Genomic DNA, 22,795 nt, shown 5'->3' on the forward strand with positions numbered 1-22,795 from the left:
GTCATGACCGGCGTCGTCATCGCGCCCTCGATTCTCTCGGCCGACTTCGCGCGGCTGGGAGAGGAGACGCGCGCGATGGCCGACGCCGGCGCCGACTGGATCCACCTCGATGTGATGGACGGGCATTTCGTGCCCAACATCACCTTCGGGCCCGGCGTCATCGCCGCGCTGCGGCCGGTGACGAGTCTGACGCTCGACGTGCATCTGATGATTTCGCCGGTCGACCCCTATATCGCCGCTTTCGCGGAAGCGGGCGCCGACGTCATCACCGTCCACGCCGAGAACGGGCCGCATCTCCACCGCTCGCTACAGGCGATCCGCGGGCTCGGCAAAAAGGCCGGCGTGTCGCTAAATCCGGCGACGCATGAAAGCGCGCTGCAATATGTGCTCGACGATATCGATCTCATCCTGGTGATGAGCGTCAACCCCGGTTTTGGCGGCCAGAGCTTCATCCCCGCGCAGCTCGACAAAATCCGCGCCATCCGCGAGATGATCGGACGGCGCGCGATCCGTCTCGAGGTCGACGGCGGCGTGACGCCGCTGACGGCGCCGCAGATCGTCGAAGCCGGCGGCGACGTTCTCGTCGCGGGCTCGGCCGCTTTCCATGGCGGACAGGTCTGCTACGCCGACAACATCGCGGCGCTGCGGCGCGCCGCGGCGAGCGCCGGCGCGATCGTCGTCTAGCGCGGCGGTGTCATCGGGTTGCACCCCGGACGCCCCGGCAGTTGATTGTCGCGGCCGGGCGCGCTATCGCCTCACCTGCGCATTGGGGCGTCGCCAAGTGGTAAGGCAGCGGATTTTGATTCCGCCATACGGAGGTTCGAATCCTCCCGCCCCAGCCAGACATCTTGCAGTTTCGGAGATTTCGCGACCGGCGGCCGAAGGCCCCTGGTTCTGCAGCCTTTTCCGGGACCAAAGATCGCAGACGCGTAAGCACGCGTCTCTTTTCGCAGATTTTGCCGCGCGGTCTCCAATGGAGATTTTGAAATCTCCGGAATTCCGGCCGTTAACAAGACCCCTTGAATCCTGCGTTCTGGCGCGCGCACACGACCGATTACTCGCAGACCCAAGGCGACGCAAATTGGCGGGATGCAGAGAGCGAGGTCCGTGAGATTCGGCTAGCCTGATCGCGGCGGTAAGGAACGCCCGACCAGTTTGGCGAAGTCGGCGAGAGACCGGGTGAGTCGGTCCACCTTATAGACCACGATCACGTCGATCTGACGGGCGCCTTCACGGCGGACGCGACGATTTCCTTGAATTGCTTGTCAGCGCCGCTGAGCACATCAGAATTCACGTGCTCCCCCTGACCGTAGTGATTGCGAATCGGCGCCTCAAGCGAGGCCACACAACCCGAACGCCATAACCCGGATGATGGGGTCGATCGGAACTAAGAAATTAGCGTTGGCGTCGCGTGCAACGCAGAGAAGCCTTGCGATACGGAGCTCGAGTTGAGCGCTTACGAAGCCGCTAGGCTGCTTCTCGTTGCGGTATCGAAGTGTCCTAACTTGAATTTCCGTCGCCCAAATTCCATAGCCGATCCAGCAGTATTTTCAGATCGGCGTGGCAGCGGTCGATATGCTCTCGAATGACGACTCGGTCGTCATGCGTCAGAGTATCCAGCCTGATGTCAAACCACTCGCGTCGAATCGTCTCACGCAGCAAGTCTATTTCTCGTATTAGCTTCTCAGTTTCGGTCATCGTGCGGACCTGTGTTCAGCCACAATCACCGCTCTCACCGCGTCCTGTGGCGGCCTTATCCCACCCAAATGCAGCACCGCATAAAAACGCCGCTTAGAGGAAAAGGGTGAAGTTCAGATTTCCAGCAACTGTTTGACTATGTCGTCGGCTTCAAAACTCGTGAGACCGACGAGAATTTGATGGTTCATCTTCCTGCGCGCTCAACAAACGAAGATCGGCCTGATCTTTTCCCACATTTTGCGAAGCTGTCGCGTCGGCCGCACCAGCCTTCGCCTCTTCAATTAAGTTGGAAAGCTGCTTTCTAAGAACACGCCCTTCAATGTGGCGCCCATCATAGCCCTCGCGCTCAAGGCGCGCGATGATCTCGCCAATCCTGCGACACGCTCCGGAGCGTGCAAGGTCAAACGCTCGCTCGTTGCTGTCTTATTCGGATGCATGGCGATCCGATCATTGGGAGATAGGCGTCATTTGGCTCCCGGACCCGACGCGTCAATGGGCGCGCCGGACATTAGCCGACGCAAAAGTAATCGCTCGAGTGCTGGTTCACGTATCTCCTAACCCAGGTCGTCGGGGGGTTATGGCGCGCCCCTCCGGAAGGCGTGCGACGAAATCGACCATCTGATACGCAGAAGGGGATTCTTCAGGGCGCCGCACTTTCGAGATCGCCTCGTCATCAACGCTTTGCTTCGTCATCTTGAGCATGGACGCGGATCGCGTCGATGAATCGGTTTCCAGCGGAAAGAACTTCACGCCGCCTCCGACATTTCCCGCGCGCGCAAGCGCGCCAAGATGGGTTAAACTTTAGTGCGGTTGCGCCAAAATACACTAAACCTGCATTATCCGCGGGGGTTCGAGAGGAGAAACGATCATGTCGTCACCGTTGGCGCGCATGGCGCTCGGAGCTGTAGTAGGCGCGGCGGGCGTCGCGCTATTGGGCCCGCACATAGCGCGACGCGCACGTCCGGCCGCGAAAGCCGCGCTGAAAGCAGCCCTGGCGGCAATGCACGAGGCGCGGATACGGGGCGGCGAAATCGCCGAAGCCGCCGAGGATCTCTACGCCGAGGCAAAGGCGGAAGCGGAGGCCGAGACTGAAGCCGCGGGGGGCGCGGCGCCTGTCGCAGAGCCCACGGCCGTTCTCGACAAAGTCAATTCCCAGATGAATCGTGATGGCGCTTTTTCCCCTCGACCCGAGGAAACGGTCATGACAAAGCAACCGGGACTCGACGGCCGCCATCGAGACAAGAACGGTAGAATCAGCAAGAAGCATGGCAATACGCTTATATCCACATTGCGTCAGACCTATGGGGCCGGATTCGCTCCGGGGCGGTCTGACGATGAGAGACTGGCAGATGTTCTGCACGACCTCGACGAGCCGTCTCTCAGTCATCTGATCCATGACGTGCAAAAGCAATCGACTTGATTCGTGTTTGATGACGGACGACCTCGACACCCATCATTGGATTGAGCAGCTGCAAATTGCTTTCGTCGCTTTTTGGCGCTGCTGAAGGAGTGTTGCTGACGTTTCTGGTCAATAATTATTGTTACGAAATTCACCGACTTCTTTTTTTGTCCGTCGGCGTCTCCATATGATGTGCTCGACAGATATTGCCGACAAGCCAAAGCCGCCATCGCACTGAAGGAATGGACATCATGGATATCCAGACGCTGCTCCTCATTATTATTGTTGTTCTCCTGCTTGGCGGAGGCGGTTGGTACGGCCGAGGACGTTGGTTTTAGACACGAGGCAAGCGCCCGCCGCGGATCAAGTCTGAATTTAATAACGCGCCTCCCGGCGTTATGATGTTGTCCGAGGCCTGGGCGCGACCCATCACCGGATCGCGCCCCAGCAGCGAAAAACCGAATTTAGATGTTCGGGGAACCTTCTCGATGGCCTCCAGGCGAAGCGCGACAACTCGCCCGCCTTTTTTCACCGGTTTGGCCGCGCTCGGATAGGCGCGGTTCTTGTAACCGAGATGGTTTTTGGCGTTACAGTGTGAAATTGCTTCAAAGTCCTTCCGAACGAACCGCTGAGTTGTGACCGTATCCAGTCTAGCGCCGAGGGGAGTTCGCTTCGAGGTAAAGATAGCTTCGTCAACGGTTGACCTTGATGTACGCTCGTCCACCCGCCATGGCCATTAAGCGTATTATTAAAACTATTCGCGGCGAATTAATGCGCGTGACGCTGGCTTTGTCATATCAACCGGCTAATCTTGATGCTGCTTAGCCGCCCATCACCAGTGAGGATATCGCCATGAAGGGCTTTGTCGAAGACATTGAGGAACTGACCGAAGAGAACAAGGACTTCCGACGCGTTCTCTATACGGGCAAGCACCTTCAATTGGTGCTGATGGCTCTAAAACCCGGGGAGGAAATCGGAGAGGAAATCCACTCGGACCACGACCAGTTTTTTCGGGTCGAAAAAGGCAAGGGCGAAGTGCTGATTGACGGCGTCCGTACGAAGATTAAGAGCGACGATGCGATCGTCGTGCCCGCAGGCGCCCGCCACAACGTCATAAACACGGGTGAAAAGCCTTTGAAGCTCTATACCATTTATGGCCCGCCGGATCACCGGGACGGCGTCGTCCGCGCCACTAAGGCGGAGGCCGAAGCTGGTGACGAGCACTTCGATGGCAAGACGACGGAGTAGCCGCTCAAGGTTGTGCGCGGCAAACCGATCGCCCCTTTTTGCCTGCCGCCTCGAGCATCGGCCGCCGTCCCGAACCTGACTGTGGCCACCGCGAACTCTCGGCAGACAGAAGCGCAAAAAATCAGGTTAAGGATCTGATGTCGCGCGCGGACCTGTTCGTCCTTCATCGCTCTACTTGGCGTTATCGTCCACATTGAGGAAATCACGAAAAGCGGCAATCATTGACGGGATCAGCTTTGCCCATCCGGCATAGTCCTGTTTCACCCTTTCGGCTGCAACTTTAGCAGCGCCGTGCAGCCAATCGACCGGGCGCGCGTCGAGATCATTGCGAATGGCTGGCGTTTGCTCTTCGCTGGCGGCGTGGATTGCGCCGAGATCGAAGCCCATGGCCTCGAGCAATTGGAGGTTCAGCTTAGCGCCTGCGTTGTCGCCGAGGTCAATCTTTCGGGAATCGGCCGCAATCCGCCGTAAGATGAAACCGTCATAGATATGAAGGAAGGGATCAGGCGATCGATATTTTCCCGTGGCTAGATCGATAAAAGAAGACGGGCGCGCGTCTCCGCCATGGGCCCACTGCCACGCGGACGGCGCCAGCGCCTTCGCCTCCCGTATGACGCTCCCGCCGCGCCAGTCCGCGACCGCCACGAAACGTTGTCGCCCCAACCCTCCACTGCCCTTTCTACGAGACGCGAACCTCTCGACGACGGCATCCGTGGGGAGACTCGAACGCAGAGCGCTCTTGACCTCATCCGGCGGGATAGCCGCCGGATACTTCCTGACCTCGTCCCAGAATTTTACCCGCTCTTCGTCGGTGCAGGCCACGAACGGCAGCATCCAGGCTGCGTTCTCATCGAGCAGCGTTGGCCTCGGGTGGTCCAGACCTCTCCGGTACCCAGCGGCAATGGCGCTGGCGGCGTCGTGGTTGCTGAACGCCAAGCCCTGAGCGAGCCTGACGCTCGTCGCAAGTCGGACAAGGTCAAGGGGATATGGAATGACCGCCGCCTCATCGAAATCATTCACGCCCCACACCAAACGACCTTCGGCGTCGCGCCACGTCCCGAAGTTTTCGACATGAGTATCGCCGACGCTAAGAACGGCCGGCGCATCACTTAGATCGGCGCAAATTTTCTCGATTGTCTTCGCCCATCGGAAGAATGTGGCGCGAAGGAAGGTGAAGGCGTCCTTCTTCATCTTCTCGTGTTTATGCTCGAGGTCTGCTTCAACCACTTGGCACTGGTTACGAAGCCACGCCTCGTATGCATCGGTGTCAGCCCGAAAGGACATATCTGTTCTCCTCGCTCAATCATCGCCGAATGTCTCGCGGAGTTTGGATCGAGAGATGTGGCGTCGGCTCAGATCAATGTTCGAACCGAGAGTTCGGTTCGCGACACACCGCTCGAAGTGTCATCATTTCGCGGCGCCCATGTCCTCCCGAGCTTTTCCGCCCGCTTCGAGACGCTGGGCGGCGAGCCGGTAGGATATGTAATATTTATAGATGTTGCTGACGTATTGAACGGGCGTGAGCCCCGACACTTTGGCCGCGCCCACCTCGACATTATTGAACCAGACGTTCGGATCGAGACCCGCCTGCTGCGCGGCGGCTCGGAACTTGCGCAAATTGCCAGGCCCGGCATTGTAGGCGGCGAAGCTCATCAAGGTCCGATTCACCGGATCGATCGCAAGATCCGAAACATACGTATCGGCAAGATAGCGGAGATAGGCGGCCCCGGCGTGAACGTTGCGATCTGGGTCACGATCGACCCCAGTGATTCCGATGGGTGCGCCGGCCGCGGTCGAGGGCTTGATTTGCATTAGGCCCACCGCGCCAGCCGAGCCGCGTCGGGACTGGTCGAGGTGAGATTCCTGATAGGCTTGAGCGACGATCATCAGATAGTCGAAATTGTATTGCGCGCCGTAACGGCGAAAGAGGTCGATAACCGCGACAAATTTTCTAGCCTCGCTCTCGTCAAGAGCGTTCTTTACAATCCGCTTGTCCGAGAAATAGCGTCGCCGGATCGTGGCGCCGAAGCTGGTGATCGCGCGATGCGCCCCGATGAATGCGTTTAGCGCGGACTTGAGCCCCGGGCTGTTCTTGCGAATCGCCCATGCGACCTCCCCGCCTTCGCTAACGATAAGGTCGTTGCGTGGAAGCGCTCTGGGAAAGATCTTGGACCATATTGTGGCTTTGTGATCGTCGATGACAACATAAGGTAGCAGTCCGGCGTTCACCATCTCGATCAAGTCTTCATCCTCAAGGTTCTCATCAATCGGGATGCTTACAATCGGCTTCAGGCCTTTGGCCACAAATGTGTTGCTTAGCCTCGCAAGATGGCCCGCATAGCTGCTTGAAAGGCGCACGTGGATCTCGCGTCCGCTGAGGCTCTCAATCGTGTCCAGCCTCGGCGAGGTGGGGCCGGTGACGACAATCTCCTTGACGTTCTTCAACCACGGATCGACGAAGTCGACGTCGGCCAGACGCGCGGGCGTAATTGTCAAATTGGCTCCGACGGCGTCTCCTTTGCCCTCGTTCAACGCCTGTAAGAGGCGATCGCGGGCCGTGGGAAGGAAGGTGACATGGAAGCGACGCGTCTCGGATTTGTGTTGCGCATTGATCCAATCCTCGAGTGCGCGACCGAATTCCGCAATGACGCCCATCTGACGGCCGCGGTCCATGAAAAAGAGGGTCTTGCTGTAAGGAACAAGAATTCGAAGCGCCCTTCGCTTCAACATCGCAGAAAAATCGCCTGTCCAGTCGCGGGCTCTTGGAAGCGTTAATCGCTGGCCGATCACGGTTTGCGCCTGCGTAAACGAAATCGATCCAATCGCTAACGCAAAAAGACACAGCAAAGTGACGATCCGGGTAGGCATCGACGGCCTCAGACCAAATGGCGACGGTTCGAGCTGCTTCGGCGGCGACGTCCGACGCCAAATGCTTGCTTATATTGTCCCGGAGTGCTCGAGCGCGAAAGCCATGTGTCGCCATTGGCGACGACAATCGCGTTTAGAGCAGCGAAAGCTTGGCCAATGCGAATTGAACGTCAAAATTCTGCATCTCTTCACGTCAGCAAAGCGCGCCTGTTGAAGGGCGCGAGAAAATGAGCATCACGAGTGACGCGACGTGATTGAGGCTCGCAGCTAGGGCGAAAGGCTGGCGCGGCCTTATGTCTCAATCATTGCGCTACCGAGCTTTTCCGTAATCGACTATCATCACGCTATTAACAAATCGGGATACGCAATGCGGAATACCGCGTTGCCGACCGTAATTGAGGAGACCGACCATGGGCAGCACAACCGACAAGATCAAGGGTGCGGCAAATCAGGCTGCGGGGACAGTCAAGCAGGGGGTCGGCCAAGCAGTGGGCAATCCGAACCTTGAGCTCGAAGGCGCCGTGCAGGAGCTCAAAGGCGAAGCTCAGGAGGCCGTCGGAAAGGCTAAGGACGCCGTAAAGAAGCTCGTCGACAAGGCTTAACTTGACCTCATCCTGAGCGTGAAAAAGGCGGCCCTACAGGCCGCCTTTTTATTTGGTCGTTTGACCAGCCCCGGGGAGACCAGAGCGGAACGTGTCTCGGCAAGGGATGGCAGATCAACTTGGGATTGGCCATGCTAGTGTGCGCAGGGTGTTGAAGCATTGATATCGTTCAGGGTGATGCGTGATGGGCAAGGAACCAAAAACTTCACATCAGGATAACCCGCTGCTCCGCGCCTTATCCAGATGGGAGAACGAGGGCGGTAGAACCGATGCAGATCGGGAAACGCGGGCTGCTCTGGCCAAGGAAGAAGAAGCACTCATTTTGCAGTGCTTGGGAGCGGCGGTCATCAGCCGCTGGAATAATCTACCCACGGAAGTCCAGCGGGATCTATTCGCACGCGCCGTTTCTGTCGGCGAGCCGCTCCCCACAGCGGACCTGAAAGAGCAACTCGCTCGCTTTCTTCACAGCCACAAAGATTTGTGACTGCGGTGATAGGACCTCCTGATTTCGCCGTGTCGTCAAACAACCGCGCCGAATTTCCTCGATGCCGGCCGTTATAGCCATCGCCAAGGCGCCCCAGAATGTCACTCGTGCTGTGGCGCGCAAAACATTCGCCCCGCCTGCTTTTAATTGCGTTCAACGCGCGGATCGCCTTGCGAAAAGCGCCGCTGATTATAACGAGGCGTGATGCATCGGAGACGTGGTCCCTCATCCAATCCTTGGCAGGCCACTTTGTCGGTTCGCACGAATCTAGATCGCGGAAGCGACACCTTCTCCCACTGACGTGGATACGCGTCGAGGCATTGGACACATCCCATCGTCGCACGGTCTCGTAGGAAACCGCGACGCCCCGTTCAGCAACAGATCTTCCACGTCGCGGAAGCTCAGGGCACAGCTGAGTTTGGTCATCTTGGCCGATACGAGCGGGAGGTCAGCAACGGTAAGCGCCTAATGTGACAATGCCCAGAGACTCGCCCCGACCAAGGTGATTTCTCGAGACGCCCTGGATAGTGCGAAAAACGCCTATGATCAGGCGCAGGTTGACTGAACGAGGCCACGATCGACTCTGCAGTAAGTCCCCTCGGTCACGCCGATCGCGCGAACAGCGTCCGCGACTTGTCGTTATGAGGTCGACACATCCGCCCGTCGCAACTTGGCGACGATTCTCCGGCTTGTGACGCCTGCTCGGCATTGCGATCATCGTCCCGTCACAAGTCGGCTAACGCATGCCGGGTTTGAAAATGCGGGTTAGCGCGCTCGGGAGGGTTTTAGTGCCAGATGCTTCCTCAGCCCTCCACTCGGCTCCCGGCCTCAGTGAAGCAGACGCGCAGGCCAGGCTGAAGAGCGAGGGCTACAACGAGCTACCGCGGCCGGAACGGCGCACGCCGCTGCGAATCGTTCTCGAGGTCCTGCGCGAGCCGATGCTCGCGCTGCTCATCGGCGGCGGCCTGATCTACTTGCTGCTGGGGGATTTGAAGGAAGCGTTAATTCTCCTCGTCTTCGCAACAATGTCGGTCGTCATCACGGCGGTGCAAGAGACCCGCACCGAGCGCGTCCTGGAAGCGCTGCGCGACCTTACGAGTCCGCGCGCGCTGGTTATTCGTGACGGCGTACGTAAGAGAATCGCTGGGCGCGAAGTCGTGCGTGGCGATGTCGTCGTGCTCAGCGAAGGCGACCGGGTTCCCGCCGACGCGGCGCTCAGCGAATGTCAGGACCTCCAGATCGACGAATCGCTGCTGACGGGAGAGTCGGCGCCCGTTCGCAAGATCTCCCGCGCCGATGCGCCTCTCGGAAGCCGCCGGCCGGGGGGCGATGACCTGCCATTTGTGTTTTCAGGTTCGCTGGTGGTGCGCGGAACCGGAATAGGCGAAGTGATCGCGACCGGCGCACGGAGTGAAATCGGCAAAATTGGCCAATCGCTCAGCACGCTCGAAACGGAGCCGCCGCGTCTGCTGGCGCAGACACGGCGTCTTGTGGGGGTGTTTGCTCTCGCAGGAGGCGCCGTGAGCGTTTTGGCGGTGTTGCTCTACGGCGTATTGCGCGGAGGATGGCTCGATGCGGTGCTCGCGGGCATAGCGCTCGGCATGTCGATGCTGCCCGAAGAGTTTCCCGTCGTGCTCACCGTATTCATGGCGATGGGAGCATGGCGGATTTCGCGGGCGCGCGTATTGACCCGTCGCGCCGCGGCCATCGAATCTCTGGGTTCGGCGACGGTGTTGTGCACGGATAAGACCGGCACCCTGACCGAGAACCAGATGTCGATTGCCGAACTACGCCTCAAGGGCGGCGAGGCATTACGAGCCGGCCAGATATCCCGCTCAATGCCAGCGAGCTTCGATCATCTGGTCCAGTTCGGAATTCTCGCCAGCGCGCCTGATCCATTCGATCCGATGGAAAAAGCGTTCCACGATTTCGGCCGGAACCATTTGCCCAAGACCGGAACTCTGCTTGGTCCCGATTGGAAGCTTTTGCAAACATACGGTCTTCGTTCCGACCTCCTTGCGATGTCACAGGTCTGGCAAAGCGACGCCACGCCGGAATTCGTTGTCGCGGCCAAAGGCGCGCCGGAAGCCATCGCTACCCTCTGCCGATTGAACGAGACGGAGTTTGCTGCAGTGAAGCGGTCCGTTGAGGGCATGGCTGCCGAGGGACAGCGCGTTCTGGGAGTGGCCAGCGCATCCTTCGCGCAGAAAGCATTGCCGGACTCGCAGCGAGACTTCACGTTCGAATTTTTGGGGCTCGTCGGACTCGCCGACCCGTTACGCTCGGCCGTTCCAGCCGCCGTGAGCGAGTGTCGGTCGGCAGGCATCAGGGTGATCATGATCACGGGCGACTACCCAGCGACGGCGAAGGCCATCGCTCGCCAGGCGGGTCTAAATACCGACGAAGTCGTGACAGGACAGACACTCGAAAGCGAAAGCGAGCCACAGCTCGCGCAGCGCATGCGGACAGCGAACATATTTGCGCGAATCCTGCCTGATCAGAAGCTCCGAATCGTGAATGCGCTCAAAGCAAACGGCGAGATCGTCGCCATGACGGGAGACGGCGTGAATGACGCCCCCTCTCTCAAGGCCGCGCACATTGGCATTGCCATGGGCGGACGCGGAACGGACGTGGCGCGGGAGGCCTCCTCAATCGTCCTTCTCGATGACGATTTCGGTTCGATCGTCAAGGCGATCCGGCTTGGCCGCAGAATCTACGACAATCTGCGCAAGGCCACGGGTTTCATCTTCGCGGTGCATGTGCCCATCGCGGGGTTGGCGATATTGCCTCTGCTGTTTGGCCTGCCGCTCCTATTTGGGCCGATGCACATCGCATTTCTGGAAATGGTGATCGACCCGGTCTGTTCGCTCGTCTTCGAAGCCGAGATCGAGGAAGACGATGTGATGCGCCGCCCGCCACGTCCTACCGACGAGCCGCTATTCTCGAGTCCCGTGATCGCGTGGGGCCTCTTACAGGGAGCGTTCGCATTCGCGCTTGTCGCCGTCATTTTCCTCATCGCGCTTAAGCGGGGCATGCCAGAGACGGAAGTGCGCGCGTTAACTTTCTTCTCATTGGTCCTCGCGATCGTCAGCCTAATCTTTGTCAACCGCACCTTCAGCGCATCGCTGCTAACAGCGCTCCGTCGACCAAACACGGCGCTTGCGTGGGTGCTCCTTGCCGTCGTGGCGATGCTGAGTCTGACGCTCCTTTCGCCCCCCATTAGCGATCTCTTCCGCTTCGGGCCCCTACACCTGGACGACCTGGCGGTCACGCTCGGCGCCGGCATCATCGTGTTGGTGCTGCTTGAAGCGCTCAAATACGTTTGGCGCGGCGCAGGACTTAACGGAGTTCGTTGGCTCCGTCGGATATTCGTACAAAGTCGCGTGAACGCGAGGACCTCTGTCGGATGGACGGCAGCCGCGGCGATGGCGATTTCATTTGGCTGGCTTCTTATCGCTTATGCGCCAAAGCTCATCACGCCGCGAGAGACTGGGTCGGTTCGAGTAGAGAGGATTGAACCCCCGCCCGCGCAACAAGGCGCTCCCACTCCGTCCAAGGAAACGAAATCCGCCGTGGAGGAAGCCCAGCCAAGCGGCCGGGAACAAGACACCAGCACGAGAACGGCGGCTGGCGGGCCGCCTAAATTTTTAAGCAGGAAGCTGCCCAGCGGTCTCATATTGAATGTTCCGAGCTCCGGCATGGAGGCCAATCTGCTCGAGTTTCTCGAGCGTGAAGCGAAGATAGAAGGAGTGACCTGGTTCGACTTCGACCGCCTCCAATTCGAGACGGGCAAAGCAAAACCGCAAGCCGCATTTCAGGATCAGTTAAAAAACATCGCAGACATCCTGGCGGCCTATCCGAACGTCATATCCGTGATTGGCGGTTATACGGACAGCGTCGGCGCCCGGAGCGCAAATAGGAGACTGTCAAAAGCGCGCGCAGACTCGGTGATGCGCGAGTTGACGAGAATGGGCGTGGACGCTTCACGCCTCAACACGAAAGGTTATGGCGAAAGCCATCCGGTCGCAACCAATGACACTGAGGAGGGACGGACAAAAAATCGACGAATCTCGCTAGGCGTAACTCAAAAGTAGCGAATGCTAAGAAAAGTGGTTTCAGCAAGTTTGAGGGCTATGGCGCAAATTCAAACGAACGGTCGCAAAAGCCGCATTTGGGCGTTCGACGGGACAAGCCGCAATGACCGTGTTCCAAATCTCTGGCGCGGTTTTGCCGTCACTGAAGCTTCTTGTGGCTCAACGGCGTCCGCGGGACCGTGATGATCTTCCCGAACCCTCGAACCGGTAGAAGACGCGAACCTTCCCGGAAGGATGTGTCATGCAGTAGTTGGCCACTTCTGGGAAGAGCCGGGCCATTTCGAGCTTTGTCGTCATAGACAGCTTCATCATGAGCGCACATGCGATGACGGAGTTGATCATTTGTCCTCTCTGCGCATCCGAGCGCACGCTCGGCCTCCTTGGTCGAGCGGCGGAAGGAAGCCATGACGATGACGTTCATGAACCCTATAAGCCCAAGCTCTGTGCGAAATTCGGGCTAAGTCAAGTCCAATCGACGACCCACTCAATTTTCTGGGAGCGATCTCCAATCGTTCGTTGATGCGGAAGCTCATGATCCTAGACGCAGCCGGACGGGCTCGGCCCACTCCTCGTCTTAGCTGCTCTTGCGTTCCCCGCACAGCGGGGGCGAGCTGACCAAGCCCCGGGGTGGGGCGGGAGCCAGGGTGATCAATTTGGCGCCATCGTTATCGCTGCGCTCCCAGTTTTCCGCTCGCCTATCGACGCGCTGAACGAGCGCGGTTTTCGATGTCTAGGGAGCATGCTTGTCGATTTCGCAGCGCATAGGGCGCGATCTCGCGATGCTCGTCTCGCATGATTGCTCAGCGGCAGGTCAGAAGGCGGAGGGTGCGAACATCCATAGGACGCCGATTGCAGCCAACGCACGCCACTTGCACGTCGTTGAGAGCCTGCGGCGAACTCTAAAGGAAAGGTCTGCGGCGAGATCGAGGTCTCTCAGTTTTCATTAGCATTGGCGTCCTTGAACCCTTCGACGATCGCCCGAGCGATTTCGAGCGTCGGGAATATCACTGCGGCGATGCCTTTGGGCGCGGCAAATCGGCTCAGCAGACCCTTTAAGTGGAAGATCGCAACCAACGTCAGAGCCGCCTCGGCCGGGCGCCGGTCACATGTGGACACCGCGCCGAAGATCAACGGCGCATGCTTCCCCAATGCTTTGTATCGAATCCACTAATGGCGCCATGAGCAAGCATCATGCGCCGGGTAACGTTCGACAGGATAGAATCCGTCGGCGTCCAAAGCCGTCCCGGAGTTCCCATGCGAACGAGCCTAATCTTCCTGTCAATGCTGGCCGTTTTTGTGAGCCGAGCGGAAGCCGCACAGCAGCCCAACTACGAAATCATAGCAAGGCTCGCGCAAGCGCCCGGCAACGTCACGGTCACCGGGAGCGGCAAAGTCATTATGAGCCAGCATCAGTTCTACGAACCGAATTACTCGGTCGTTGAGCATCGCGACGACGGTTCGCTCGCGCCCTTTCCCAACAAAGAACTCAATGACCGGCTGAGCCATTCTGAGCTCAAGCTGGATTCTGTTCTTGGCGTTAGGAGCGGCGCCGACGACGTTGTCTGGATGCTCGATAATGGCATGCGCAGCGGAGTCACGCCAAAACTTGTCGGCTGGGATACGAAGGCCGATAAGTTGCACCGCGTTATCTATTTACCGCCGCCTATCGCTCCCAAAGATGCGTTCGTCAACGATTTTGCCGTCGACGGCAAGCACAACAAGATATTCATCGCCGATCCCGCGGGTGGAGCAAATGCAGCGTTCATCGTGGTGGATCTGCAAACGGGCGCCGCGCGTCGCGTGTTGGAAGGTCACTCCAGCGTTGTGCCCGAGAATATCGATTTTGTCATCGATGGGCGCCCCATTCAGGTGAAAGACCCCGCCGGTCATCTCGTGCGCCCCCATATCGGCGTCAACCCGATCACTGAAGATCTGCAGAACGAATGGGTGTATTTTGGTCCTATGCACGGAACGAGCCTTTACCGCATAAAGGCCGCTGACTTGGCCGATGAAGCTCTCGGCGAAGCGGAGCTTGGCGCGCGGGTTGAGCGCTATAGCGCCAAGCCCATCTGCGACGGCATCAGCATCGACAGGGACGATAACATCTACCTCGGCGATCTTGCCGAAAATGCGATCGGGGTGATCAAGGGGGATCGCAGTTATCAGCGGCTCGCACAAGACGAAGAGTTGTCCTGGGTCGACTCGCTGAGTTTTGGGCCGGGGGGCAAGCTCTATGCCGTCGTTAATCGCTTGCACAAATCCGCTGTTCTAAACGGCGGAGAGTCATTGTCGAAGCCGCCGTATTTCCTCATCGAGGTCAAAGCGATGGCCTCCGGCCTCGCGGGCAGATGAGGCTTTGGCCGACGTCGAAACAGGACCGGCAAAAGGCAAAGGCGCCGTCAAGGTCAGATAGCTAAACACGCAGGTTCCGGGAAACTTCGACGATTTGATCACGCAACCAGCGATGGGCGGGGTCGAGATCATGGAGCGGGTGCCAGACCATGACGAGGTCATAGGCCGGCAATTCGATCGGGATGGACACAATTTTCAGCGGGGCAAGGCCGATAAAGTCAATGGCGATCCGCTCCGGCAGGGACAAGATCATATCGGTCTTCGCCACAATGAAGGGGGCCGAGAGGAAGTGAGGCACGATCAACGCGATGCGGCGCGCCAGCCCTCGCTCGGCGAGCCACTCGTCGATTAGTCCAACACGTGTGCCGGTACGGGAGATCAGCATGTGCTTGCGCGAGACATATTCCTCAAGCGTTAGCCGACCGCTTTTGCCGATCATATGCTGCATGCCGACGACGCAGGCCATTCGGTCGTCAAAAAGCTTTGTTCTGCTCAAATAGGCCGGCGGCTTTAGTATCGCATCGAAGCCCAGCACGACATCGAGATCATTGTGCTCAAGGTCCGCTTCTGGAAATGGCGACTCGGTTCTCTTGACATGGATGTCGATGCCCGGCGCGCCCAACGCAATGCGCTCGATGAGCGGAGGAAGCACCAGCAGGTCCATGTAATCAGTTGCGGCGATCACAAACCGCCGCCTGCTTTGTGCAGGAACGAATTCTTCCGGCGCACGGATCAGGCGCTTGATGTCGCGTAGCAGGGCCTTCACCGGGTCGACCAGCGACAGCGCGCGCTCTGTCGGCTTCATGCCTCCCGGCGTCTTGACGAGTAGTGGATCGTCCAACTGTTGTCTGAGCCGCTGCAAGGTATGGCTCATCGCCGACTGCGTAACGAACAGGCGTTCGGCGGCGCGCGAGACGTTCTTTTCTTCCATGAGGAGGTCGAACGCCACGAGCAGGTTGATGTCGAAATTATGCAGCTCGGTCATGGCGTTTCCTCACTAGGCTCTCTCCGCGCGCGGCAAATGCGTCGACGGTGATTTTTATTCATAGGGCTATCAAAACTCGCCATTTCACGCAGCGCCTCGCGCTCCCTAGGCTTGCCGAGAGTTGCGCCGTCTCGTCGTTCGCCATTCTGGCCGCCGTTCGGGAAGGAGTCGCACAGAGAGCTAACCTTCGTGGAGGACCGCATGACTGGCAAATCCCTGGATATTCCAGCACGGCCCTATACAGGGGAAAAGGCGAGACTGAGCCGCGCCTATGACTATCTGATCCTGGTGCTCGCGTTATTCCTTTTCATTGGCTCCTTCCACTTGCACGTTGCGCTGACCGTCGGCGATTGGGACTTCTGGCAAGACTGGAAGGATCGGCAATGGTGGCCGCTCATCACTCCCCTGATGATGATTACCTTCCCCGCGGCGGTACAGGCCGTGCTTTGGCCAAACTTCAGGTTGCCGCTTGGCGCGACGCTTTGCATCTCATGCTTGCTGATCGGCACATGGATCACGCGCTTCTTCGCCTATCACATGTGGAACTTCTTCCCGATAAACGAAGTCCTGCCAGCCACGATGTTGCCGAGCGCGCTCGTCCTCGACGCAATTTTGATGTTGAGCAACAGTCTGACTGTCACGAGCATCTTTGGCGGCATGGTTTTCGCCCTGCTTTTCTACCCGACCAACTGGCCCATTTTCGGCATGTTTCATGTGCCGGTGGAGTATGGCGGCGCACAGCTCACCGTGGCCGACCTCTTCGGCTTTCAATACATCCGCGCGGGGACGCCTGAATATCTTCGCATTATCGAGCGTGGAACGCTGCGAACCTACGGCCAATATGCGACGCCGTTGTCGGCGTTTTGTTCAGCGCTGCTTTGCACCCTGATGTATCCGCTCTGGTGGTATCTGGGAAAAGCATTTGCGACGACAAAATACGTCAAGAATATCTGAGGGAGAGGCAACGAGATGAAAATGTCACTCAAGACTCTCTTCAGCGCCGCTTGCCTCGGATTGTGCGCCGGAGCGCTTGCGCCCGAAGCAGCGCTCGCCCATGGCGAAAAGGCCCTGGAGCCCTTCGTCCGCATGCGTACGATCCAATGGTACGATGTGGCGTGGTCGAAGGCGAAGCTCAACGTCAATGAAGAGGTTGTCATTACCGGTAAGTTCCACGTCAATGCGGACTGGCCGCGCGGGGTGGCGCAACCGGACGCGACCTATCTCAATGTCTCCGCTCCGGGCCCCGTCTTCATTCGAACCGAGCGCTATCTCAACGGACAATCGTCCGTCAGCTCCTCCGCTTTGAAACTCGGCGGCGACTACGAATTCAAAATCGTGATGAAGGCCAGGATTCCTGGTCGCTTCCATCTTCATCCATTCGTCAATCTGCATGACGCGGGCTCCGTCGTGGGCCCGGGCCAATGGATGGAAGTCGAGGGCGATGCCTCCGCATTCACTAACCAGATCAAGACGCTCGATGGCAGCGTGATAGACATGGAGACATACGGGCTCGCGAATGGCGTGGCCTGGCACGGCTTCTGGATCGCGCTCGGTTCGGCGTGGCTGCTTTGGTGGGTCAGGCGTCCGCTGTTTATTCCACGCTATAAAATGCTGCATGCCGGCCAAGACGCGAGCCTTATCTCCCCGCTCGACCGGAAGATTGGTGCGGCGATCATCTTCGCAGTTCCGATGATCGTATTCGGCGCGAACTTCGTAACGGATCTAAAATATCCAAACGCCATCCCTCTGCAAGCCGCAATGGATCAGATCGATACGCTTCCGCCCGCCGTCGACGTCGGAGCGGTGCAGGTCAAGATTCAGCGCGCCGAATACAATGTGCCTGCTCGTGCAATGATCATGACCGCGCTGCTTCATAACGGCTCCGACCATCCCGTCCGGGTTGGCGAGTTCGCGACCGCAAATGTGCGCTTCCTTAACCCCGCGGTTGTCCAGCCGCCACAGGACGAGGGCGCCGCTTTGGCTGCACGCGAAGGGCTGAGCATCGACACAGCGGATCCCATTGCGCCGGGCGAGACGAGAACGATTCGTATCACGGCCGAGGATTCGCTTTGGCAGCGGGAGAGGCTCGATGGCCTGATCCGCGACGCGGATACGCGGATGGGAGGCTTACTCTTCCTCTATGACAATGCGGGCCAACGCTATGTCTCCAGCGTGTCCGCTCCGGTCATCCCGAAATTCTAATGACAATCTCGCGCGGCGGGGCAAAGAGCGTCGCGCGCGCGAAAAAATTCAGGCCAACCAAAGGAGCGGCCATGAGCACCACCGCGCAAACAATCTCCCAATCCACCCCGCGGGCGCCTTTCAATCTGCCCTGGTATCTGAGAGACCTGCCGAAATATCTCCTGACCTTCGCCGTGATGACCGTCATCTACGTCGGCTTTCGGATGTATCAGGGCGCTTATGCTATTTCGACCGGCCTAGACTCTTCCGATCCGGCGTTCGACATTCATTGGATGCGATTGCTCTACCTCGAGGGCGCATTTCTGTTGATCGTGTTTCCGATGCTGTGGGGCTATCTTTGGTTCACCCGCGATCGAAACCTCGATAAGATTACGCCAAAGGAGGAGATTACGCGCTACTTCACGCTGACGATGTGGATCAGCATCTACACATTCGCTGTTTATTGGGCCGGCAGCTATTTTGCGGAGCAGGACAATTCCTGGCATCAGGTTTCCGTCCGCGACACGCCTTTCACCGCCAACCACATCATCGAATTCTACTTCAACTTTCCCTTCTACATCCTGATGGGCGGCTCGGCGTGGCTGTACGCGAGGACGCGTCTGCCGCTTTACGCCAATGGGATTTCTCTCCCTCTGACGCTTGCGGTCGTCGGTCCGTTCATGATCTTCGTTAGCGTAGGATTTAACGAGTGGGGCCACACCTTCTGGTTTCGCGAGGAGTTCTTCGCAGCGCCGATTCATTGGGGCTTCGTCACTGGCGTGTGGTTTGCCCTTGGCGTCGGCGGAATTTTGCTGCAGCAGGTGATGCGTCTCGTTCAACTTTTGGACCAGATCGAGGACGCGGCCTGACAAAGGCGCCTGCGGCGCGTGCGTGCGCCCCGACGAACCCTCGGGGCGCTCGTTTCCAAGCTGCAATCCGCATCGACGCTTGCGCCCGATTCGCATCGCCAAAAAAATAGGAGAGCTCAAATGCCTCTCGTGCGCATCGATCTCATCGAAGGCAAGCCTGTCGAATATTGTCGCGGCATCGGCGACGTCATCTATCAGGCCATGATCGAGGTCTTGAACGTTCCCAAGGACGACCGCTTCCAGGTGATCGCCGAACATCCAGAACACGCCCTCATTGCCGACGAGAATTATCTTGGAATCAAACGCACGCAGGACTGCGTGTTCATCCAGATCACGCTCAACGCAGGACGATCGGTCGAGCAGAAGAAATCTTTTTATCGAGCGGTGGCGAAAGAACTTCATTCGCGCCTGGGACTTCGCGTTGAGGACGTTTTCATCAGCCTCGTCGAGGTTCCCAAAGAGAACTGGTCGTTCGGAAACGGCGAAGCGCAATACGCCGATATGTGAGTCTTGGAATGACAATTGGCCGACTGACGATCAAAAGCATCAGGGCGCGGCCCTTGATCCTCAAATTGGAACGCCCGATCGTCGCCAGAATAGCGACGATCTCCGACTGGCCTGTAATCCTCATCGATCTTTTCACGAATGAAGGAGTCGTTGGGCGAAGCTACCTCGAACCGTACACGGCAAAGGCGATGAAATACATCGTCGCCGCCTTGGAGGATTTTGGCGAGCTTCTCGAGGGTCATGCCGTCGCGCCGACCGAGTTATTCGAACTCACCCGCAAGTCTCTCCATTTCGTTGGCTACCAGGGCTTGAGTATGATCGCCGTCTCGGGGCTCGATATGGCGGCGTGGGACGCATTGGCGAAGGCCGCGAATCTACCTTTGTGCGTGCTCCTCGGCGGCACGGTTGGGCTGGTGAAGGCATACAACAGCAATGGTCTTTGGCTGACTGATCCAGCGCAATTAGGCGAGGAAGCAGCGAGACTCATCCAAGAAGGAGGATTCGCGGGACTGAAGATCCGGCTCGGCCGCGCAACCGCGGAAGAGGATATACGCGCTATCGAAACTGTGCGCGCTGCAGTTGGCCCCGATGTTCATTTGATGGCGGATTTCAATCAAGGGCTCGATCTTGCAGAAGCGCTCGTGAGGTGCCAATCGGTTGACAGCTTGGGCCTGGATTGGATTGAGGAACCCATCGTTTACGACAATCTGGATGGATATGCGCGCCTCGCTTCGCAACTGAAAACGCCGCTGCAGATAGGAGAAAATTTCTACGGTCACCGGGATCTGCACCGTGCGCTTCAAATGAAGGCATGCGACCTGGTTATGCCTGATTTCATGAGGATCGGCGGCGTAACCGGCTGGCTAAAATCGGCAGCCATCGCGGCGGCGTTCGGGGCGCCCATTTCTACGCACCTCTATCCAGAGGTCGGCGCCCACGTCATGCGAGTATCAGAAACGTCGCATTGGCTTGAGTGGCAGAACTGGGTCAATCCAATCCTGAAGCAGCCCTATGAGGTCGTCGACGGCATGTTGCATATGCCCGCTGTCGCCGGAACAGGCCTTGATTGGGATGAAGCTGCTATTGGAGTCAGCATTTCAGGCTAACAGCTTGTGCGGCGCATGCTCCGTTCAAACAGCCTGGATGCGAACCCTAGACGCTGGCGATTGGAAAGGGAGCGGAATCGGGCGCCCGATCGCGCAGCGGAAAAACCTCGCATTCTTTGCGGCCACTGCGCCCCCGGATACAAATTCGGCCCGCCTTGCACAACACCTACCCAGGCCGAGAGGTTTGTCGAGGACCATTCAAGACCGGGGGACGGGCCGAAAACCCGAATCATCTTGTGCGATTCGCAATACGCAAGGCGTTGTCGCAGTCCGACAACATCCACCCGCCTTACGGCGCCGCCATTCCAGATAACAATTCTCATATCCCGACTATTGGCGCGCTGATCCCGCTCAACCCATCGCAATTCAGATAATGGCAATCGAATCCCGGCTAGCGACAATCCCGACCCGGTTAACGATAAAAAATTCACCTGATAACAGGCCCGCGCTTTACGAGCGGATTTGGCGTCGGGGGCGCGACCCGCTGCAGTGTATTTGTGTCGTGGTGGTTGAATGGCGGGGTCTTGCCGCGCAGGGCGAGATCCGTTTGCGTCACATAGGTCCAGCCGCGGTCAGTCGCCATCGTCGTTGAAGGCGATGTCGAGCCCGTAATAGTCGGTGCGAAACGCCTCTTCAGGAAAGTCGTCGAGCAAATGTCGAAGCGACTATCGCCGCGCCGCGCTGCGACGGAGAACTGTCGTCTTTCGGCTGCAACAGCCAAGCGACATCGGATCCGTCGCGGCGCGTTTTGCCGTCAGATTCACGGGCTTGAGCCACAGGCATTCCGGCGTGCTCCGGGTGAACGGCCACAGGCAAAGAGCGTGCTTCCGTCCTTGGTGCACCAGTTCTCATCCGCTTGCGCGGAGTTCTTTTGCTCAAAAGACGATCGCGTTTGGCGTGATCGTCCGCAAAATCTTTGCGCGTCGCGGCGTCATGCGTGCGCGCCGAGAAGCTTGCGATTTTTGACCCGCGCGGCGACGTCGGCTTCGCGCGCCGTTGACTCGCCGACATCGACGGCGCCGTCGCGCCACATCGCGTGCATGACGACCGCCTTTGCGCAGGACGACGCCGAAGCTGCAAAAGGCCAATGGCGCAAGGTCGCCGATCAGTTGCGCCCCAACTCGCCACGCTGATGGACGAAGCCGAGAGTGACGTGCTCGCCCATATGAGCTTCCCCGCCGCCCACCGCGCCAAGCGGCACAGCACAAATCCGATCGAACGCCTGAACGGCGAGATCAAGCGGCGCACGGAGGTCGTCGGCCTCTTCCCCAACGAGGTCGCCGTCATCCGCCTATTCGGCGCGCCGAGACGGGCACGCGACGCGAGCAAGCCGAAGCAATCGTGATTGTTGTCAAAAATGCTCCCGCTGGTTGCTGATCGCCCTGGCAGGCGACGATCAAAAGAGCGGCGCCTTATATTCTTCACGCCGAGCGATTTTTGCCGCATTCCGGATCCGCGCCTTATTGAGACGGTTCGCAAGCATGTGCAAACCGTCTCGCAACTTCGTCAATTCATCCGGATCTGGATCGGTTCCGCCGGAGGCGTCGAATTTATCGATCTGCTCCTGGACGACATTCTCGAGCGAGATAAGGAGTAGAGGCCCATCCCACGCTTCGTTGCCCGAGAACGGCAGCGTCATGACAAGATCGACGGCGCGTGCCTCTACATCTTCGTGCGGGAGCGTCGCACCGAAATGGAATTCGCAAGCATCTGCTTTCGCGAACGCCTCTCGAAGCTTCTCCACGATCTCATCTCCAACCTCGCCGGCCACGAGCGGCTTCAGCGAGCCTGCCTTGTCAACGCCCCAGGCGCTGATGTCGAATTGATCCGAGTGAAGCAATCTTGTTTTTGCTTTTTTGTCCTGGGCGAAGCGCCAAAGTTCGGGCTCGCGCGCATCGACGATGATGAGCATGTCGCTTTCGGCGTCTGTTAGCACTCGTTTTGCGACACTGCCGAGAAGAAGTTCATCGATAACACCGCCACCATGCTTGCCCATGACGATCAAATCACAGCCGAGCTTATTCGCATGAGCGACGATTTCCTGCTTGGGGTCGCCCTGGACGACGTGAATCGAAATCTCTGAGGCGGACAGTCCGGATGCGGCTGCGAGCGCCTGAAGCTCTCGATGGGCGCGCTCACGATAGCGATCAACGATGTGCTCGCCGTCGTCATATTCGAGGATCTCTTCAAACAATGGCTCGTCGAACGCATGCATCAGAATGATCGTCGCCTCGGGCGCGATGGCGTGCGCCAAGCTAACCGTCGCTGCCGACACGGGAGAGAAGTCCACAGCCACAAGGACGCGCTTGTACGCCTGAACGGGCTGCCGTTTCACGATCAGCACGGGCTGTCTGCTCTGGTGAAGAATGCGGGAAACGGTCGAGCCGATGGTAGACTGGGAC

General features: G+C 58.5%; 18 protein-coding genes, 1 tRNA gene and 5 pseudogenes. 15 read left to right on the forward strand and 9 right to left on the reverse strand.

Annotated elements, in window-relative coordinates:
* Window positions 1-3 precede the first annotated feature (3 nt).
* The gene (rpe, locus tag IYX23_RS04075) at window positions 4-684 is read left to right on the forward strand and encodes a ribulose-phosphate 3-epimerase (protein ID WP_196393239.1); all 681 of its coding nucleotides are present in this window, start codon (window positions 4-6) and stop codon (window positions 682-684) included.
* Window positions 685-767: 83 nt separating this feature from the next.
* Window positions 768-842 (forward strand) — tRNA-Gln (locus tag IYX23_RS04080).
* Between the two features lie 276 nt (window positions 843-1,118).
* On the opposite strand, the gene IYX23_RS20090 is transcribed toward IYX23_RS04080, so the two are convergent.
* Window positions 1,119-1,259: a recombinase family protein gene (locus IYX23_RS20090; RefSeq protein ID WP_348643625.1), complete on the reverse strand. Its 141-nt coding sequence runs from the start codon at window positions 1,257-1,259 to the stop codon at window positions 1,119-1,121.
* Window positions 1,260-2,899: 1,640 nt separating this feature from the next.
* Between IYX23_RS20090 and IYX23_RS04090 the strand changes: the two genes are divergently transcribed.
* Window positions 2,900-3,118 carry a hypothetical protein gene (locus IYX23_RS04090; RefSeq protein WP_036241234.1) on the forward strand — a complete coding sequence of 73 codons (219 nt, stop codon included), beginning with the start codon at window positions 2,900-2,902 and terminating at the stop codon, window positions 3,116-3,118.
* A 313-nt stretch (window positions 3,119-3,431) separates the two neighbouring features.
* Here IYX23_RS04090 and IYX23_RS04095 read toward each other — a convergent pair whose 3' ends face one another.
* Entirely contained in the window at window positions 3,432-3,821 is a 390-nt protein-coding gene (locus IYX23_RS04095) for a hypothetical protein (RefSeq protein ID WP_196393240.1), read from the reverse strand.
* A gap of 128 nt (window positions 3,822-3,949) precedes the next feature.
* Here IYX23_RS04095 and IYX23_RS04100 point away from each other — a divergent pair, with 128 nt between their 5' ends.
* Window positions 3,950-4,345, forward strand: a complete 396-nt coding sequence (locus tag IYX23_RS04100) for a cupin domain-containing protein (RefSeq protein WP_196393241.1) — start codon at window positions 3,950-3,952, stop codon at window positions 4,343-4,345.
* A gap of 171 nt (window positions 4,346-4,516) precedes the next feature.
* Here the strand turns inward: IYX23_RS04100 and IYX23_RS04105 are convergent, their stop codons facing one another.
* Both IYX23_RS04105 and IYX23_RS04110 read right to left on the reverse strand, forming a co-directional pair.
* A complete protein-coding gene (locus tag IYX23_RS04105) occupies window positions 4,517-5,629 on the reverse strand; it encodes a DUF2252 family protein (protein WP_196393242.1) in 1,113 nt (370 codons plus the stop codon).
* A 123-nt stretch (window positions 5,630-5,752) separates the two neighbouring features.
* The gene (locus tag IYX23_RS04110) at window positions 5,753-7,075 is read right to left on the reverse strand and encodes a lytic transglycosylase F (protein WP_196393243.1); all 1,323 of its coding nucleotides are present in this window, start codon (window positions 7,073-7,075) and stop codon (window positions 5,753-5,755) included.
* A 548-nt stretch (window positions 7,076-7,623) separates the two neighbouring features.
* On the opposite strand from IYX23_RS04110, the gene IYX23_RS04115 reads away from it, so the two are divergent.
* Window positions 7,624-7,815, forward strand: a complete 192-nt coding sequence (locus tag IYX23_RS04115; protein WP_018406940.1) for a CsbD family protein — start codon at window positions 7,624-7,626, stop codon at window positions 7,813-7,815.
* A gap of 184 nt (window positions 7,816-7,999) precedes the next feature.
* Window positions 8,000-8,299: a hypothetical protein gene (locus IYX23_RS04120; protein WP_196393244.1), complete on the forward strand. Its 300-nt coding sequence runs from the start codon at window positions 8,000-8,002 to the stop codon at window positions 8,297-8,299.
* Between the two features lie 60 nt (window positions 8,300-8,359).
* On the opposite strand, the pseudogene IYX23_RS20440 reads toward IYX23_RS04120, so the two are convergent.
* Window positions 8,360-8,516, reverse strand: a pseudogene (locus tag IYX23_RS20440) (VIT family protein); the annotation flags it as partial.
* A gap of 541 nt (window positions 8,517-9,057) precedes the next feature.
* On the opposite strand from IYX23_RS20440, the pseudogene IYX23_RS04125 reads away from it, so the two are divergent.
* Together IYX23_RS04125 and IYX23_RS20100 are read left to right on the forward strand one after the other, a co-directional pair.
* Window positions 9,058-11,628 (forward strand): annotated as a pseudogene (locus tag IYX23_RS04125) (cation-translocating P-type ATPase); the annotation flags it as partial.
* Window positions 11,629-12,090: 462 nt separating this feature from the next.
* A pseudogene (locus IYX23_RS20100) lies at window positions 12,091-12,393 on the forward strand (OmpA family protein); the annotation flags it as partial.
* Between the two features lie 933 nt (window positions 12,394-13,326).
* Here the strand turns inward: IYX23_RS20100 and IYX23_RS04130 are convergent.
* Window positions 13,327-13,524, reverse strand: a complete 198-nt coding sequence (locus IYX23_RS04130) for a hypothetical protein (protein ID WP_196393246.1) — start codon at window positions 13,522-13,524, stop codon at window positions 13,327-13,329.
* 123 nt (window positions 13,525-13,647) lie between these two features.
* Between IYX23_RS04130 and IYX23_RS04135 the strand changes: the two genes are divergently transcribed.
* Window positions 13,648-14,745, forward strand: coding sequence for a major royal jelly family protein (locus IYX23_RS04135; protein ID WP_246716456.1), 1,098 nt, complete (start codon window positions 13,648-13,650; stop codon window positions 14,743-14,745).
* 61 nt (window positions 14,746-14,806) lie between these two features.
* Here IYX23_RS04135 and IYX23_RS04140 read toward each other — a convergent pair whose 3' ends face one another.
* The gene (locus IYX23_RS04140) at window positions 14,807-15,730 is read right to left on the reverse strand and encodes a LysR family transcriptional regulator (protein ID WP_196393247.1); all 924 of its coding nucleotides are present in this window, start codon (window positions 15,728-15,730) and stop codon (window positions 14,807-14,809) included.
* Between the two features lie 189 nt (window positions 15,731-15,919).
* Here IYX23_RS04140 and amoA point away from each other — a divergent pair, with 189 nt between their 5' ends.
* The 5 genes from amoA to IYX23_RS04165 all read left to right on the forward strand — a co-directional run bounded on the left by amoA (window position 15,920) and on the right by IYX23_RS04165 (window position 20,393).
* A complete protein-coding gene (amoA, locus tag IYX23_RS04145) occupies window positions 15,920-16,684 on the forward strand; it encodes a bacterial ammonia monooxygenase, subunit AmoA (RefSeq protein WP_348643624.1) in 765 nt (254 codons plus the stop codon).
* Between the two features lie 21 nt (window positions 16,685-16,705).
* Window positions 16,706-17,932, forward strand: coding sequence for a bacterial ammonia monooxygenase, subunit AmoB (gene amoB, locus IYX23_RS04150; protein WP_246716457.1), 1,227 nt, complete (start codon window positions 16,706-16,708; stop codon window positions 17,930-17,932).
* A 71-nt stretch (window positions 17,933-18,003) separates the two neighbouring features.
* On the forward strand, window positions 18,004-18,780 hold the full coding sequence (gene amoC, locus IYX23_RS04155; RefSeq protein ID WP_196393249.1) for a bacterial ammonia monooxygenase, subunit AmoC: 777 nt from the start codon (window positions 18,004-18,006) through the stop codon (window positions 18,778-18,780).
* Between the two features lie 120 nt (window positions 18,781-18,900).
* Window positions 18,901-19,287, forward strand: a complete 387-nt coding sequence (locus IYX23_RS04160) for a tautomerase family protein (protein WP_196393250.1) — start codon at window positions 18,901-18,903, stop codon at window positions 19,285-19,287.
* 53 nt (window positions 19,288-19,340) lie between these two features.
* The gene (locus IYX23_RS04165; RefSeq protein WP_246716458.1) at window positions 19,341-20,393 is read left to right on the forward strand and encodes an enolase C-terminal domain-like protein; all 1,053 of its coding nucleotides are present in this window, start codon (window positions 19,341-19,343) and stop codon (window positions 20,391-20,393) included.
* 427 nt (window positions 20,394-20,820) lie between these two features.
* On the opposite strand, the pseudogene IYX23_RS20105 reads toward IYX23_RS04165, so the two are convergent.
* Window positions 20,821-21,093: pseudogene (locus IYX23_RS20105) on the reverse strand (hypothetical protein); the annotation flags it as partial.
* Window positions 21,094-21,427: 334 nt separating this feature from the next.
* Between IYX23_RS20105 and IYX23_RS04170 the strand changes: the two are divergent.
* Window positions 21,428-21,696, forward strand: a pseudogene (locus tag IYX23_RS04170) (transposase); the annotation flags it as partial.
* Window positions 21,697-21,789: 93 nt separating this feature from the next.
* Here IYX23_RS04170 and IYX23_RS20110 read toward each other — a convergent pair.
* Window positions 21,790-22,737 carry a universal stress protein gene (locus tag IYX23_RS20110; RefSeq protein ID WP_348643626.1) on the reverse strand — a complete coding sequence of 316 codons (948 nt, stop codon included), beginning with the start codon at window positions 22,735-22,737 and terminating at the stop codon, window positions 21,790-21,792.
* Between the last annotated feature and the right edge of the window lie 58 nt (window positions 22,738-22,795).

The sequence above is a fragment of the Methylocystis sp. L43 genome, from assembly GCF_015709525.1.
Classification (GTDB): Bacteria; Pseudomonadota; Alphaproteobacteria; order Rhizobiales; family Beijerinckiaceae; genus Methylocystis.